The organism is Mesorhizobium sp. M0340 (assembly GCF_040321535.1).
GTDB lineage: Bacteria > Pseudomonadota > Alphaproteobacteria > Rhizobiales > Rhizobiaceae > Mesorhizobium.
The window spans coordinates 91,735-107,012 of the sequence record NZ_JAMYRR010000006.1; the positions used below are offsets into that span (position 1 = coordinate 91,735).

Consider the following 15,278-nt stretch of genomic DNA (forward strand, 5'->3'; position numbering starts at 1 on the left):
CGCCCTACCCCAATGCTTTTTGTGCGCAGGAATTGTTTATCACCGTATTAACCGATTGTGGTCGGAACCGGGCGAGATTGTGGCGCGGACCGTCTCGCCGGTCGGGATGAAGTCATCGCTTAGATCAGCAAAACGCCGTTCGTGGCGGGCTTTGAACCTCGCCTGGCGTGTCTGCGAGCGCAGACTCAGGGACCGAAGATCACGAGCTCGGTGAACGTCAGATCTCCAGGTGTGGGTGGTCTGGGACCCTTGAAGTATTTCAGCCCCTTGTTGGGGCGGTACCATCCCACCAAACCTGGAATCGGCTCCTTGGCGTCGACAAAGCAAACCAGGATTCCGCTTCGCAAGAGAAAGCGCCCCATGGCACCGGCGCAGCGGCTCAAATCCGCGAGCGAGCGGCAATAGATGACCTGATGGCACCGGATAAGACCGTGCAACATTCGGCGCGGCATCAACACCAGGGGGAACGCTGCTCCGTCGCAGATGCAGATCAGCGACAGGCACCCCAGCGCGGCGTGTTCCGAGAGTATGTATCTCTCACTCTCGGACAGCATCGCCAGTTCCGGAAGATCGGGACGCACTTCGACCACGCGACATGACCGCGGCGCCGAACTTAAAGCCGGCAAGAAGGTAAATTGTCCGCTGGAGAAGAGCCGAAAGCCGAGCGCCCGGTTGGCTTTCAATGTCGCTTGCGCCGGCGAAATGTTCGTGTAGGTCACGTCCTTCCGCTTGAGAACCGCCGCAACCAACATGGCGCCATAGGAACGGAATTCTGCGTCGACTGACCAGCTCGAAAGATTGCAGCGGATTTCCTCGCTCTCCGACCCCTGGTAGCGCGCATAAAGGGTGAGCACAACGCCGACGATCCGATCGGCATGCTCCAAAGCAAAGCCATATTGTGGGAACTCGGCAACCGCAGGCCGCTTCGACAAACGGGTCAGAGCCCGGATCCAGTAACTTCGGTTACGCGCCGGAAAGCCCCTGCACAGACAATCAACCACTCCCTCCCAGTCGGTTTCGCGAATTGGTCTACAGCGAAGACCGGGCCGGAGAGCGCCAAGTACGGCCAAAATTCAACTCCAGAAGACGATTTTACTTACATGTGCCTAATGCGCCCAACATATCAGCGCGCAACGATTAATAGTCCGTGCGGGTTTTAAAAACGATTTTCCACACTCAGCACAAACAGCTCGCCATGACGCTGCTCACCGTCCTGGATCGCGCCGAAAGGTGCGGCCGCCACGGTTGACTTGGCGTTGAATGCGGCTTTACAGGAATGGAGCGCGAACCGATCGGGGACCGTCCTGGTGCCAATCCGGTACCGACAGCTCGAACCCGCTCCTCTCGCGATATCCTAAGTGATTGAAAAATCACCCTGGAGGGATGGCCGAGCGGTTTAAGGCACCGGTCTTGAAAACCGGCGTGGGTGCAAGCCCACCGTGGGTTCGAATCCCACTCCCTCCGCCAGTGACGCTCTTTATCCCGAAAGCAATCTCCCGGGCTTGCATCGAGATGACCGGGACGCGAGCGAGCCCCCGATCGGATTGATTTTTGCGCCGAAATATGGTGCTTCTCCCGCCCATGAATAGGTTATTTTTTGCGCTCCTCGCATGGATGGCGCTGCCTTGGCCGGCCAGCGCGATGGACAGCGCATTGCGCGCCGGCCTGCTGAAACTCGATCCGCAAACCCGGCTGGAGCAGCGATGCGACGCCGAAATTCTCGACCGGATTACCCGCGACGACCACAAATACAAAGCCGATCGTGTCGTCGCCTACGCTTTTGCGACGCCCGAAATGGGCGCCGATGCGATCAGGAGCCCGGGTGCTGCGTTTCGCAGCAAAGGACAATGGTACCGGCTGAAATTCAAATGCGAGACAGCGCCGGACCATATGGAAGTCCTGCAGCTCCGCTACCGGATCGGTGATGAAATTCCGGAAAGCGACTGGCCCAAATACAATCTCTATAACTAGGCATTCGCGACCTGTGGCCGCATTTTGCAGGTGTTTCGGGCCGATCGTCGTAAACTCTGTATATTGCCGACCTTGTTCCAACCAGTCCCTTGACGTGCGGGAACCATACACGTTAGGCCCTCGAGGCATTCGACGCGAACGGTCGGCCAACCAGCAAGGGACTTCCAGTCGATGGAAATTTTCACTGCCGCGGGCTTCTCTGCCCTGCTCCAGGTCATCGCCATCGACCTCGTGCTTGCAGGCGATAACGCCATCGTCATCGGCCTGGCCGCAGCGGGCTTGCCGGTCGAGCAGCGCAAGAGAGCGATTCTCATCGGCGTGGTGGCGGCGACGGTGCTGCGCATCGGTTTTGCCGCGATCACCGTCACCCTGCTGCAGATTGTCGGCCTGCTGCTGGCCGGCGGCATCTTGCTGCTGTGGGTGTGCTGGAAGATGTATCGCGAGCTGCGCACGTCGCATGCCGACGAGGTGGAGGCGACCGAAGCGCTGTCCAATTCCGATATCAACAGCGATGATATGGTGGCCGGCAAGGCGCGTAAGAAGACCTTGGGTCAGGCGGCATTGCAGATCGTCATCGCCGACGTGTCGATGTCGCTCGACAACGTACTGGCGGTCGCCGGCGCGGCGCGCGATCATTTCCAGGTGCTGGTGATAGGCCTCGTCCTGTCGATCGCGCTGATGGGCCTTGCCGCGAGCTTCATCGCCAAGCTGCTGCACCGCCATCGCTGGATCGCCTATATCGGCCTTTTGATCATCTTCTATGTCGCACTCGATATGATCTATCGAGGCGCGGTGGAAGTCTTGCCGCATGTCAGCAGTGCGGTGAGTTGACGCATCGACTCGAATTCGTATCGGCCGTCCTTTTAGCTTCGGCGAGCCCTCGGTGATGCTGGCGGTTGCGTTTCGCCGCAGCCGCTGCCCATACCAATGCCGCGACAACTGTGATACTCCGCCGCCAATCCTGAAAATCCGGAAAAGCTTAGATGTCCGCCCCTCGCGTCAGTTTCGTCAGCCTTGGATGCCCGAAAGCCCTTGTGGATTCGGAGCGCATTATCACCCGCCTGCGCGCCGAAGGCTACGAGATCGCTCGCAAGCACGACGGTGCCGACCTTGTCGTCGTCAACACCTGTGGCTTTCTCGATTCGGCCCGCGACGAATCGCTCAACGCTATCGGCTCGGCACTTTCGGAGAACGGCAGGGTTATCGTTACCGGCTGCCTCGGCGCCGAGCCGGACGTCATTCGTGAAAGACACCCCAACGTCCTCGCCATCACTGGCCCACAAGCCTATGAAAGCGTTATGGCGGCTGTGCATGAGGCAGCACCGCCGAGCCACGGTCCCTACATTGACCTTTTGCCGCCGCAAGGGGTCAAGCTTACACCGCGCCACTATGCGTATCTCAAGATTTCGGAAGGCTGCAATAACCGCTGCACCTTCTGCATCATTCCGGCGCTGCGTGGCGACCTCGTATCGCGGCCGGCCGCCGACGTGTTGCGCGAAGCCGAGAAGCTGGCCAAGGCCGGGGTCAAGGAGATCCTCGTCATCTCGCAGGATACCAGCGCCTACGGCATCGACATCAAATACCAGACCAGCATGTTCGGCGACCGCGAAGTGCGGGCGAAGTTCCTCGATCTATCGGAAGAACTGGGCAAGCTCGGTGTCTGGGTGCGTATGCACTATGTCTATCCCTACCCGCATGTCGCAGACGTCATCCCCCTGATGGCCGAAGGCAAGATTCTTCCCTATCTCGACATTCCGTTCCAGCATGCCTCGTCGCAGGTGCTGAAGAACATGCGCCGGCCCGCTCATGGCGAAAAGACGCTCGAGCGCATTCGCAGCTGGCGCGACGTCTGCCCGGACCTTGCCATCCGCTCCACCTTCATCGTCGGCTTCCCCGGCGAGACGGACGACGATTTCGAGATGCTGCTCGACTGGCTGGACGAGGCGAAGATCGACCGCGCCGGCTGTTTCAAATACGAGCCGGTCAGAGGCGCGCGCTCCAACGAGCTCGGCCTCGAGCAGGTGCCGCAGGAGATCAAGGAAGCCCGCTGGCACCGCTTCATGCAGCGCCAGCAGAAGATTTCGGCAACGCAGCTCACCAGGAAAATCGGCAAGCGACTGCCGGTCCTGATCGACGAGGCGCATGGCAATTCGGCCAAGGGCCGGACCAAATACGATGCGCCTGAAATCGACGGCTCGGTCCATATCCAGTCGCGGCGGCCCTTGCGCGCCGGCGACATCGTCACGGTCAAGATCGATCGCGCCGACGCTTACGACCTCTACGGCTCGGCGGTCTGAGATCACTCAGTCCGAAATGAAAGGGCGCCTCGCGGCGCTCTTTCGTTCGGTGTGCTTCCGGTTGCCTACTGCGGCAGCTTGTCGTCGACGCCCTTCACGTAGAAATTCATGCCGAGCAACGTGGCGTCGTCGGCGACCTCGCCCTCCTTCAGCCAAGGTGTGCCGTCCTGCTTGGCGATCGGCCCGGTAAAGGGGTTCCAGCCGTCGGCGATCTTCTTGGTGGTGGCTTCGGCCATCGCCTTGACGTCGTCGGGCATGTTGGTGAACGGCGCCAGCTTGACGGCGCCGTCCTTGATGCCGAGCCATACATTGTCGGGCTTCCAGGTGCCGTCGAGTGCCGCCTGGACCCGGCTGATGTAGTACGGGCCCCATTCGTCGGTCAGTGCGGTCAGCTGCGCGTGCGGTGCGAACTTGATCATATCGGAGGACTGGCCGAAGCCGTGCAGCTTGCGCTCCTCCGCCACCTGCAACGCAGCGGTCGAGTCGGTGTGCTGGACGATGATGTCGGCGCCTTGGTCGAACAATGCCTTGGCGGCGTCGGCTTCTTTGCCCGGATCGAACCAGGAGTTCACCCAGACGATTTTGGCTTTGAAGTTCGGATTGATCGACTGTGCGCCTAGCATGAAGGAATTAATACCCATCACCACTTCCGGGATCGGGAAAGAAACGATGTAGCCGGCGACACCCGACTTCGATTGCTTGGCGGCGATCTGACCAAGTACGTAGCGGCCTTCATAGAAACGCGCATTGTAGATGCCGAGATTTTTGGCGGTCTTGTAGCCAGTGGCGTGCTCGAACATCACCTTGGGGAATTTTTTGGCGATCTTCACTTCCGGGTCCATGAAGCCGAAGGATGTGCCGAAAATGATCTTGCACCCCTCGCGCGCCAGGCGCTCGAAGGCGCGGTCGGCATCGGGGCCTTCGGAGACGTTTTCGAGATAGGCAGTCTCGACCTTGTCGCCGAGTGCCTTTTCCACCTCGAGCCGGCCCTGGTCGTGCTGGTAGGAGTAGCCGAAATCGCCGATCGGGCCGGTATAGACCCAGCATGCCTTCAGCTTGTCCGCCGCCTCGGCTGAGGCCGCCAGCGACAATGCGGCCGTCGTCGCCAGCACGGCAATAAGCAGTTTTTTCATTTTGTTACCTCTCTGAGTTAAGCCTTGGAGCTTCCGTCTTTTTGTTGTCAACGATCCGGAACGAATGGCTGGCCCAAGGAGGCCGGCGTGTTCATCATCGTCAAACGCTTGTTGCGCGAGATTAGAACGAGAACCACGACGGTTGCCAGATAGGGCAGCGAAGAAAGCAGTTGCGAGGGGACCGGAATGCCGAATGCCTGTGCATGAAGCTGGCCAATCCAGACCGCGCCGAAAATATAGGCGCCGGCCAGCACCCGCCACGGCCGCCAGGAAGCGAAGACGACCAGAGCCAGCGCGATCCAGCCGCGGCCGGCGGTCATGTTCTCCACCCATTGCGGCGTGTAGACCAGCGATAGGTGGCCGCCGGCGAGCCCGGCACAAGCGCCGCCGAAAATCACTGAGAGATAACGGTAGCGGATGACATGGATACCAAGCGCATGGGCGGATGCATGGCTGTCGCCGATCGAGCGCAGCGTGAGCCCGGTGCGGGTCTTGAACAGGAACCACATCACGGCAGCGGTAAGCGCGATCGAGATGTAGAAGATTGGATCCTGGCCGAACAGCAGCCTGCCGACGACCGGGATTGCGGTCAGGCCGGGAATGTCGAGGTTTGGCAGCCTCTCGCCAGGCTGGCCGACAAAATTCGTCCCCATCATGCCGGAAAGCCCGAGGCCGAGCAGTGTCAGCGACAGGCCGGTTGCCACCTGATTGGTGGCCAGCGACAGCGTCATGACGGCGAACAGAAGCGAGAACACTGCCCCCATGGTGATTGCCGCCAACAGCCCTATCCAAGGCGAGCCGGTGAGATAGCCGGCGCCGAAACCACCGACGGCACCCATGATCATCATTCCTTCGACGCCGAGATTGAGCACACCCGAACGTTCGACCACCAGTTCGCCGATCGCCGCGATCAGCAGCGGCGTCGCCGCCGTCGCGATGGTCAAGAGGATGTTGACGGTGATGTCCATCAGCGGGCTCCCTCCAGCTTCGGCGCTGCCTCGAGCTTCGGCGCGGAAAAGCCGGTCAGGCGAATGCGGTAATGGATGAGCGTGTCGCAGCCGAGCACGAAGAACAAAAGCATGCCCTGGAACACGCGCGCCACCTTGTCGGATATGCCGAGCGCGCTTTGCACTGCCTCGCCGCCCAGATAGGTCAGCGCCAGCACAAGGCCTGCGGCGACGATGCCGAGCGGATTGAGCCGGCCGAGGAATGCCACGATGATAGCGGTAAATCCGTAGCCGGGCGAGATCACCGGCTGCAATTGTCCGATGGCTCCCGAGACCTCCGAAATCCCGGCAAGTCCGGCCAGTGCGCCCGACAGCAGGAAGGCAAAGAAGACCATGCGGTTAAGGCCAAACCCGGCGAAGCGCCCTGCCCTCGGGCTTGAACCGAGCACGCGGACCTCGAAGCCTTTCAGCATACGGCTCATCAGGATCCAGATCAGTATCGCCGCGACCAGCGCGAAGACAAATCCCCAGTTTGCCCGGCCGGATTCCGGGAGGAGTTCCGGCAGTATGGCCGAGTCGTTGAACTGGATGGTTTGCGGGAAACCGTGGCCCTGCGGATCGCGCCACGGCCCGCGTACGAGCCAATCGAGGAAGAGCTGGGCGACATAGACCAGCATCAGGCTGGTCAGGATCTCGTTGGTGTTGAAGCGCGTCTTCAGCAGTGCCGGGATTGCAGCATAGGCAGCCCCACCGACCATGCCGAAAAGAAGCATCAGCGGCAGCACCAAAGGGCCTTCGAACTGCGGAAACAGCACAGGGAAGATCGAGCCGACAATGCCGCCCAGGATGAACTGGCCTTCGGCGCCGATGTTCCAGATGTTGGCTTTGTAGCAGACCGACAGTCCGACCGCGATCAGGATCAGGGGGGCAGCCTTGATCGCCAGCTCATGCAACTGCCAGACCTGGCTGATCGGTTCGATGAAGTAGATGCGGAACGCAGTCAACGGGTTGACGCCGAGCAGCGCGAACATGATGGCACCGGCTATGATCGTCAAAACGAAAGCGATGAAAGGCGAGAGTGCCGAAAACAGCATCGAGCGCTGCGGGCGTTTTACAAGTTCGAGGCGCATCAAGCCGTCTCCAGCGTATGTTCGGCATGACCGGGTTCGGCGCCGCCCATCAGCAGCCCGATTTTCTCGAATGTCGCTTCAGCTATCGGCAGCGGCTTCGACAGTTCGCCATTGTGCATGACCGTGATCGCATCGGAAATCTCGAACAGCTCGTCGAGGTCCTGGCTGATCACCAGCACCGCCGAGCCGCTGCGCGCCAGTTCGATCAGCGCCTGGCGGATGTGGGCCGCCGCACCCGCGTCGACCCCCCAGGTCGGCTGATTGACCACCAAGACGCTTGGCCGGCGGTCGAGTTCGCGGCCGACGATGAATTTCTGCAGATTGCCGCCCGAAAGGGCCGCAGCCTCTGGGTCCGGCGCGCTCTTGCGCACGTCCATTGCCTTTATGATGCGTTGAGCAGCGGTATAGATCGCATCGCTCTTGACCATTCCACCGGCGCCGACAAACATCTTGCCGTCGGTGGCGTGGCGCGACAGAAGCAGGTTTTCCGAAAGCTTCATGCGCGGTGCTGCGCCGTGGCCGAGCCGCTCTTCCGGAACGAAGGCAGCGCCCATCAGGCGCCGGCCGGTGATGGCGAGGCCGCCGGCATCCTTGCCGCGGATGCGGACCGAGCCGGTATCCTCCTGCAGCACCTCGCCGGAAACGGATTCGAAGAATTCACCCTGGCCGTTGCCGGCCACACCGGCAATGCCGATCACCTCGCCGGCGCGGACTTCAAGATTGATGTTCCTGAGCGGGATCGAGAACGGGGTCGCCGGCTTGCGGGTGAGTTCGCGGATTTGAAGCAGCACCGGCGCGGTCTCGATACCCTCGGCCGGCGCCCGCACCACGGCCTGGACCTCGTTGCCGACCATCATCCGCGCCAACGAAGACGCGGTTTCCTGGCGCGGATTGCAATGGCCGACCACCTTGCCGTGACGCAGCACGGTGGCGCGGTCGCAGGTGCGTTTGACTTCTTCCAGCCGGTGCGAAATGTAGAGGATGGACTTTCCTTCCGAACGCAACCGTTCGAGCGTTTCGAACAGCTTATCGGCTTCCTGCGGCGTCAGCACCGAAGTCGGCTCGTCGAGGATGATGAGTTGCGGCGTCTGCAGCAGGCAGCGGATGATTTCGATCCGCTGACGCTCGCCGACCGACAGATCACCGACCAGCGATAGCGGGTCGAGAGGCAGGCCGTAACTGTAGGAGAGCGCCCTCGCCTTGGCCGCGATCGTGCTGATCGGCGAGCCGTCATCCAGCGACAGCGCGATGTTCTCCGCCGCCGTCAGCGCTTCGAACAGGGAAAAATGCTGGAAAACCATGCCGATGCCGAGCTTTTTTGCGGTGCCTGGGCTGGTGATCCTGACCGCCTGGCCATTCCAGAAAATCTCGCCAGAATTCGGTTCCAGCGATCCAAAAAGCATTTTCACCAGCGTCGACTTGCCGGCGCCGTTCTCGCCAAGCAACGCATGGATCTCGCCCTTGGCGATGTTGAGATCGACATGGTCGCAGGCTGTCAGCGTGCCGAATATCTTTGTGAGGCCGCGAACCTCAAGCAGGTTTGCGCCGTCCTGATCTGCACTCACGGTGCCTCCATCTGGTTTGCCAGACATGTTCTGTGTTCCCGCAAGCATCGTATGCGCGCCCTGCTCTCTACGGTAAGCGCCTCACGACTTGAAAGAGCTTCAAGAATTTCAGCGGAAACTCAAGCGGTAAAGAGCAGTTCGCAAGAACGGCGGCGTCGGCGGGCCGAAACTGCGGGCGCTCAAGGGATAAGTATCGTTGTCCCGGTGGTCCTGCGCCCTTCGAGATCGGAATGCGCCTTGCCGGCCTCGCTGAGCGCGTAACGCTGGTTGATCTTGATCTTGACGGCGCCGCTGAGCACCACGTCGAACAATGCGGCGGCGGAAGCCTCGAGGTCTTCGCGCCTGGCATTGTAGACGAACAGCGTCGGCCGCGTTGCGAACAGCGAGCCCTTCTGCGCCAGCAACGAGATGCTGAAGGGCGGGATCGGCCCAGACGATTGACCGAAGCTGACGAACGTGCCGAGCGGCCGCAGGCAATCGAGCGAGGCTGGAAACGTGTCGTTGCCGACCGAATCATAGACGACGTCGCATTTCTTGCCACTGGTGATAGCGGCAACGCCGGCGACGAAATCCTGTTCGCGATAGTTGATCACGTGGTCGAAGCCATGCGCCTTGGCGAGTTCGATCTTGTCGGTTGAACTCGCGGTGCCGATCACCGTCGCGCCGAGATGCTTGGCCCATTGACCGAGGATCAGCCCGACACCGCCGGCCGCCGCATGAAACAGGATCGTGTCGCCGGCTTTCACCTTGAATGTACGGCGCAACAGATACTCGGCCGTCATGCCCTTTAGCATCATGGCTGCGGCCTGTTCGTCGCTGATGCCGTCCGGCACCTTCACCACGCGGTCGGCAGCGATCACGCGCTGCTCGGCATAGGCGCCGGTGGTCACGGCATAGGCGACGCGATCGCCGGGTTTGAGCCAGTCGACATCCGAGCCGACCTTAAAGACCACGCCGGCCGCCTCACCGCCGGGGATCAGCGGAAATCCGCCCTGCGGCGGATAAAGGCCCGAGCGATAATAGACGTCGATGAAATTGAGACCGATCGCGCTGTGCTTGACCAGGATCTGTCCCGAGCCTGGCTGCCCGGGATCGGCATCCTCATAGGTCAGGACCTCCGGGCCGCCATGGGCATGGATGCGGATCGCTTTGGACATTTTCAGGCTCTCTTGGGATCAGGCTTTCTTGTCCGGCTTGGCGCCGAGATTTGGAAAGAACTGCATGATAGCGCCGATGCAGGCGAGGTAAAGCCCGGTGACCGTGATCCCGATCTTGATGAAGTCGCTGACCTGCTCGCCCAGCACGCCGATCTGGTCGTAGAAGGAGGCAAGTGCGGCCTGCGCCAGCGCCAGCGCGCCGAAAGCGCACCAAAGCAGCGTCATGCCGAGATTGACGCGCCGCAGCCGCTTCACCCGCACCGGATGGATGAAATTGATCGGCACGAAGGTGAGAATGCCGGCCACCACGACCACGGCGAAGGAAACCCATTGTCCTGGTTCGATGACGAACAGCGTGAACACCACCATGTTCCAGACGACCGGAAAGCCTTTGAAGAAATTCTCCTTCGTCTTCATGCCGGTATCGGCATAGTAGATCGCGCTCGACACCACGATTATCGCCGCAGACAGGAACGACAGGCGCTCGCCCATGAAGCCGCGCTGATAGAGCGCGAAGGCCGGAATCAACACGTAGGTCACGTAGTCGATGATGTTGTCGAGCAGTTCGCCCGACCATGTCGGCAGGATTTCCTTGACGTCGAGCTTCCTGGCGATCGGCCCGTCGATGCCGTCGACGAAAAGCGCCAGCCCCAGCCACCAGAACATCGCCGTCCAGCGCTGCTCGCTTGCTGCCACCAGCGACAGAAACGCCAGGAATGAGCCCGACGCGGTCAAGAGATGGACCGAGAACGCCCGCGCCTGCGGCCAGGTGACTTTCTTCTTCGGCCGCGGAATCCGGTCGGCGATTTTCCTGGCCGTCGTCTTCTTGCTCACGGGCCCCGCCAGTCCAGCTTGCAGATTTCGGCCGAACGGCCGGCAAAGTTCCAGTTGCGGCCAAAGGCCCGCATTTTGCTCTTGTCGGATTTGGCGACGATGATTTCCGGCGCAATCCAGTATTCCGAATTGCTGATGACCGTATCCTTGTCGCGATCCTTGCCGGTGATCGGCGTCACCGCACCATCGATGAGCTTCGGTATCTGGAAGATGCGTGTTTTCTCACGCGTCTCATAGGTGATCGGCACCTGCTCGACGCCGAGGAACTGTCCGACCAGGATGGAAAGCAGCGATGTGGTTCCACCGGCCCTGCCGGTGACTATCTTCGTCAGTCCCTTCACAGCGTAAACGGAGGCGCGCTTGTCGATGAAAAGGCCGGCCGTCCAGTTGCCGCGGCTCATATAGCCGGGGATTTCCATGATCAGCCCAAGATTGAGACCGGACAGGTCGACCTCGCCGAAATGGCCGGCATCGATACGGAACCCCGCCCAGGTTTGGCAATAGCCTTCCGTAGGCGAATGGTTGCCGAGCGACAGAACGCAAGGGCAAAAAACCGTGCAATTGCAGGAGAGGACGAGTTCTCCCTTCATTGCCCAGCTTTGGTCTGTCATCGAATTGTCCCCCTCATGTCGAGACTACTAGTAGCGCTGCTGCCCAGACAAGCAGTATCGCACCGGCCAGCCGCGTCGGCAGATTGCCTGCCGTCTGTTTTTCGACCAGGCTGAACAAGCCGATCAGCGCCATCCAGAACACGTTCATCACACCGACGGCAAACATTACCAGCATTAGAGCCCAGCAGCATCCAAGGCACCACAGGCCCTGCTTCATGCCTAGCCGCAAAATACGAATGGGCCTGGCGCTCCAGTTGGCGAACAGGACCGAGAACGGATTTCTGCACTTGTCCAGACAGACTTCCTTCAGCGAGCTGAACTGATAGAGACCAGCGATCGACAGCGCGGCTGCCCCGGCAATTCCAACCAGTGGATCGAGCATCTGCCCGGATGAGGCGAATGCATGGATTGCGAGCGTCAGGGCAGCGAACATTGCCGAGGCGACAAGCCAGACGCTCAAATATCCAGCGACCAGGATCAGCGGATGGACGGCCGGCTCCCTCTTGATCCGGGCGGTATCCGCGATCTCGCAATAGGTGCGGATCATCGGCGCCGCGGAGGGCAGCATGGTCGCGATGGCCATCAACAGCCACATCGCGGTGAGTGCCCCGCCTTGCGCGCCTAGGCTTGCGCGAAGCGGCGCCGGCGCAAGGCAGAGGGCGAAGAAACGCGCAAGGAAATCCGGCAACGGCAGTAGCGGCAGGTATTCCAGCACGGCGTCGCCCGGTACATCAGCGCCCGGGAGCCGGCTTGCCGCCCCCCGAACTGCCATTACGCCGAGAAGGAGCCAGGCAAGGGCGATGCCCATGCCGGCAACAACGCTCACGGTCAGTCGAGGGCTGCGCGCAACGCTCGCCATCGCGCGGCCGGTACCGTCGAGGTGGCTGAAATCGTCTTGTTGGCCGGTCATGGCAACCGAATGGGCCGAATCGCCGCGTTGATCAAGCCGCATCACCTGACGTATATGGACCAGCAGGTCGGACAGGCCTCACCTCGCAATCCGGAAGCCGAATTTGAACCATCGGGAAACAGCACGGATACTGGTCGCCGGCAGCGGCCCTGCGGGGCTGATCGCGGCGCTTGGCTTTGCCGAGGCGGGCTTTCCCGTGACGCTCGTCGGACCCGACGCTGCCGGCCCCGACGGCCGGACGACAGCCTTGATGAACCCTGCCCTAAAGATGTTCGAACGGCTAGGGATCTTCGACGGAATCAGGCCGCACGCAGCGCCGCTCAAGGTGATGCGTATCGTTGACGCAACCAAGCGGCTGATCCGCAGCCCGACAGTGACCTTTCGCGCCAGCGAGATCAACGAAGAGCAATTCGGGCTGAACTTGCCCAACAGCGTTCTCAACCGCACGCTAGCCGAGGCTGTCGCGCATTCGGGCATCGAATGGCGAAAGTCGATGGTGGAGGCATGGCGCCTCGATGCCGACCATGCACATGCCGTTCTCGCCGACGGTAGCGAGATCGAGGCATCGTTGGCAGTTGCCGCCGATGGCCGTCAATCGCCGGCCCGCGAGGCAGCCGGCATCCGGACCTCGGTCCGATCCTTTCCGCAGGCGGCGCTGGTGCTCAATTTCGGTCACCGCAGCGACCATGCATTCACCTCGACCGAATTCCACACCGAGACCGGTCCGTTCACACAGGTTCCCCTGCCCGGCAACCGGTCCAGCCTTGTCTGGGTGCTCGAACCCGAAATCGCCAAGGATCTTGCAGCACTCGACGAGGCCGAGCTTTCGACGCGGGTCGAACAGCGGATGCAATCGATGCTGGGCCGCGTGTCGGTTGAGCCCGGCCGGCAGGTCTACCCACTTTCAGCGGTGAGCCCGTGGCGGTTTGCGCATCGCCGCGTGGCACTTGTCGGTGAAGCCGCCCACGTGTTTCCCCCAATCGGCGCGCAAGGCCTTAATCTCGGCATCCGGGACATTGACGACCTGATTGGTACCGCAAGCAGAAACCGCTCGGACCCGGGCGCCGCCCAGGCGCTTGCAGCCTATGATTTTAAGCGGCGGCCGGACATTCTGGCGCGCAGCAGCGCGGTCAACCTGCTGAACATGTCGTTGCTTTCCGACATGCTGCCGGCCCAGCTGATGCGCAGCGCTGGTCTTGGCGCGCTTGAGGGGTTTGCGCCGTTGCGGGCGTTTTTCATGCGCGAGGGTCTTCAACCCGGCAGCGGTTTTGCGGCGTTTTTTGGCGGACTGCGAAAAGCGGCTGCGCGATAGCGATCGTGGCGCCGCCCTTGATCCGCATCTTGTGATGCTCAACCCGGCATCAAGCTGATCGGGATTGAATTGACGCGGCGTCTGCGCCAAATAATGACGATGTCGACCGTGAGGCCTGGGCCGATCTTTGCCTGACCGGTGTGTAAGAATCTAAAATTCTGGAGCGTTTCCTTGCGTGTTCCAGGATGCGTGGCGTTCAAGAAGTTCAAGTGGTGAGTGCGATGAAAACAGCCAAATTCTCGATCGGACAGGTGGTTCGCCACCGGCTGTTTCCGTTCCGCGGCGTCATTTTCGACGTCGATCCGCAATTCGCCAATACCGACGAATGGTACGAGGCGATCCCCGCTGACGTGCGGCCGCGCAAGGACCAGCCCTTCTATCATCTGCTCGCCGAGAATTCGGAGACGGAATACATCGCCTATGTGTCCGAGCAGAATTTACTCGAGGACCGGTCGGGCGAACCGGTTCGGCATCCGCAGATTGGTGAAATGTTCGACAAGAAGCCGGACGGGCGCTACGAGCCGAAGCACCAATTGAGACATTGACTTAGTCGGGATCTGGCTGGGCTCGGACAGGCTTGAGACAAGTCTTGACCCGATAATCAGCCGATTCAATAAAAAAGCGGGGCATGAACCCCGCTTTTGTTTTGTTCGAAAACCCGTCGATCAGTTGGCGGCCTTCGCCTTTTCCTGCTCTTCCTTGAGCTTCTTGGCAAAATCCTGATTGTTCTTGGCGACGAACTCCTGGAGCTTCTTCTGTCGGTCCTCGATGTCCGACTGCTGCAGCGGCGGGCCGTCGAAGGCGCCGCTGAAGCCGGTCAGCGCGATCTTGATCGGGTTCGGCTGGTTCTGGAAATTGACCGAGGTCAGCGTCAGGTTCGAACCTTTCTTGAAGGACGCGACGAGCTGATCGGTCAGCGGCACTTCCGCCACGCAGCGATCCGGGAAACAGATCACGTACTCGAGCTTCTGCGCCTTGCCGGCGTCGATCTGGAGGCCGATGCCGGGAGGAACCAGACGGCCAGTCGGAACCGTCACCTGGAACACCTTGCGGTTCACCTTGCCCTTCAATTCGATCAGGCTGACGCCGGTGATGAGCTGACCATTACCGGCGGTGGTGATGTTCTGGACATTGCAAATGTCGACATCTTCCTGCTTGGTGCAGGCCTTGAACCAGCCTTGCGGAATCTGCTGTTGCTGCTGCGCGACAGCAGCGGGAATGCCGGCGCCCAGAATGCCGGCCACGCCAGCGGCCATGACCGACAGGCGGTACGCGTTGCTGTTCAGGCTCGTCATGTCGTGCATTCCTCTCAAATGATCCCGGGACCGGCTTTTTTCATGCCGTGTGGTCCAGCTACCTGTTGCCGAAATGAGGCAACAGAATGACTTCGGACGGCGTGTTACACTGCAAG

The 15,278-nt window shown here is 60.9% G+C and carries 15 protein-coding genes and 1 tRNA gene; 6 read left to right on the forward strand and 10 right to left on the reverse strand.

Annotated elements, in window-relative coordinates; translation table 11 throughout:
* Window positions 1-185: 185 nt before the first annotated feature.
* Window positions 186-932: a hypothetical protein gene (locus NKI79_RS11145; RefSeq protein WP_352507395.1), complete on the reverse strand. Its 747-nt coding sequence runs from the start codon at window positions 930-932 to the stop codon at window positions 186-188.
* Between the two features lie 445 nt (window positions 933-1,377).
* On the opposite strand from NKI79_RS11145, the gene NKI79_RS11150 reads away from it, so the two are divergent.
* The 4 genes from NKI79_RS11150 (at window position 1,378) to rimO (ending at window position 4,268) form a co-directional block, all read left to right on the forward strand.
* Window positions 1,378-1,467: transfer RNA gene (locus tag NKI79_RS11150), tRNA-Ser, on the forward strand.
* A gap of 96 nt (window positions 1,468-1,563) precedes the next feature.
* Window positions 1,564-1,971 (forward strand): DUF930 domain-containing protein, encoded by a 408-nt coding sequence (locus NKI79_RS11155; RefSeq protein WP_352801549.1) that lies wholly within the window; start codon window positions 1,564-1,566, stop codon window positions 1,969-1,971.
* Between the two features lie 171 nt (window positions 1,972-2,142).
* Window positions 2,143-2,802, forward strand: coding sequence for a TerC family protein (locus tag NKI79_RS11160; RefSeq protein WP_254817220.1), 660 nt, complete (start codon window positions 2,143-2,145; stop codon window positions 2,800-2,802).
* A gap of 152 nt (window positions 2,803-2,954) precedes the next feature.
* Window positions 2,955-4,268 (forward strand): 30S ribosomal protein S12 methylthiotransferase RimO, encoded by a 1,314-nt coding sequence (gene rimO, locus NKI79_RS11165; RefSeq protein ID WP_352801551.1) that lies wholly within the window; start codon window positions 2,955-2,957, stop codon window positions 4,266-4,268.
* A gap of 65 nt (window positions 4,269-4,333) precedes the next feature.
* Here the strand turns inward: rimO and NKI79_RS11170 are convergent, their stop codons facing one another.
* From NKI79_RS11170 to NKI79_RS11205, 8 genes are all read right to left on the reverse strand, one after another.
* Complete coding sequence (locus NKI79_RS11170) at window positions 4,334-5,401, reverse strand: BMP family ABC transporter substrate-binding protein (RefSeq protein WP_352801553.1); 1,068 nt, start codon at window positions 5,399-5,401, stop codon at window positions 4,334-4,336.
* Between the two features lie 47 nt (window positions 5,402-5,448).
* Window positions 5,449-6,369 carry an ABC transporter permease gene (locus NKI79_RS11175; protein WP_352801555.1) on the reverse strand — a complete coding sequence of 307 codons (921 nt, stop codon included), beginning with the start codon at window positions 6,367-6,369 and terminating at the stop codon, window positions 5,449-5,451.
* Window positions 6,369-7,481, reverse strand: coding sequence for an ABC transporter permease (locus NKI79_RS11180; protein WP_352801557.1), 1,113 nt, complete (start codon window positions 7,479-7,481; stop codon window positions 6,369-6,371). Before NKI79_RS11180 ends, NKI79_RS11175 begins: the two co-directional genes overlap by 1 nt.
* On the reverse strand, window positions 7,478-9,070 hold the full coding sequence (locus tag NKI79_RS11185) for an ABC transporter ATP-binding protein (protein ID WP_502909807.1): 1,593 nt from the start codon (window positions 9,068-9,070) through the stop codon (window positions 7,478-7,480). Before NKI79_RS11185 ends, NKI79_RS11180 begins: the two co-directional genes overlap by 4 nt.
* A gap of 152 nt (window positions 9,071-9,222) precedes the next feature.
* Window positions 9,223-10,200, reverse strand: coding sequence for a quinone oxidoreductase family protein (locus tag NKI79_RS11190; RefSeq protein WP_352801561.1), 978 nt, complete (start codon window positions 10,198-10,200; stop codon window positions 9,223-9,225).
* Between the two features lie 18 nt (window positions 10,201-10,218).
* Window positions 10,219-11,034: a phosphatidylcholine synthase gene (gene pcsA, locus NKI79_RS11195; RefSeq protein ID WP_254817227.1), complete on the reverse strand. Its 816-nt coding sequence runs from the start codon at window positions 11,032-11,034 to the stop codon at window positions 10,219-10,221.
* Window positions 11,031-11,645, reverse strand: coding sequence for a DUF1326 domain-containing protein (locus tag NKI79_RS11200; RefSeq protein WP_352801563.1), 615 nt, complete (start codon window positions 11,643-11,645; stop codon window positions 11,031-11,033). The genes pcsA and NKI79_RS11200 overlap by 4 nt, the downstream gene beginning before the upstream one ends.
* 13 nt (window positions 11,646-11,658) lie before the next feature.
* Window positions 11,659-12,555 carry a DUF2182 domain-containing protein gene (locus NKI79_RS11205; protein WP_254817229.1) on the reverse strand — a complete coding sequence of 299 codons (897 nt, stop codon included), beginning with the start codon at window positions 12,553-12,555 and terminating at the stop codon, window positions 11,659-11,661.
* A gap of 103 nt (window positions 12,556-12,658) precedes the next feature.
* Between NKI79_RS11205 and NKI79_RS11210 the strand changes: the two genes are divergently transcribed.
* Entirely contained in the window at window positions 12,659-13,867 is a 1,209-nt protein-coding gene (locus NKI79_RS11210) for a UbiH/UbiF family hydroxylase (protein WP_352801565.1), read from the forward strand.
* A gap of 221 nt (window positions 13,868-14,088) precedes the next feature.
* Complete coding sequence (gene hspQ / locus NKI79_RS11215; RefSeq protein ID WP_023675043.1) at window positions 14,089-14,412, forward strand: heat shock protein HspQ; 324 nt, start codon at window positions 14,089-14,091, stop codon at window positions 14,410-14,412.
* Between the two features lie 120 nt (window positions 14,413-14,532).
* Here the strand turns inward: hspQ and NKI79_RS11220 are convergent, their stop codons facing one another.
* Complete coding sequence (locus NKI79_RS11220; protein ID WP_254817231.1) at window positions 14,533-15,162, reverse strand: invasion associated locus B family protein; 630 nt, start codon at window positions 15,160-15,162, stop codon at window positions 14,533-14,535.
* Between the last annotated feature and the right edge of the window lie 116 nt (window positions 15,163-15,278).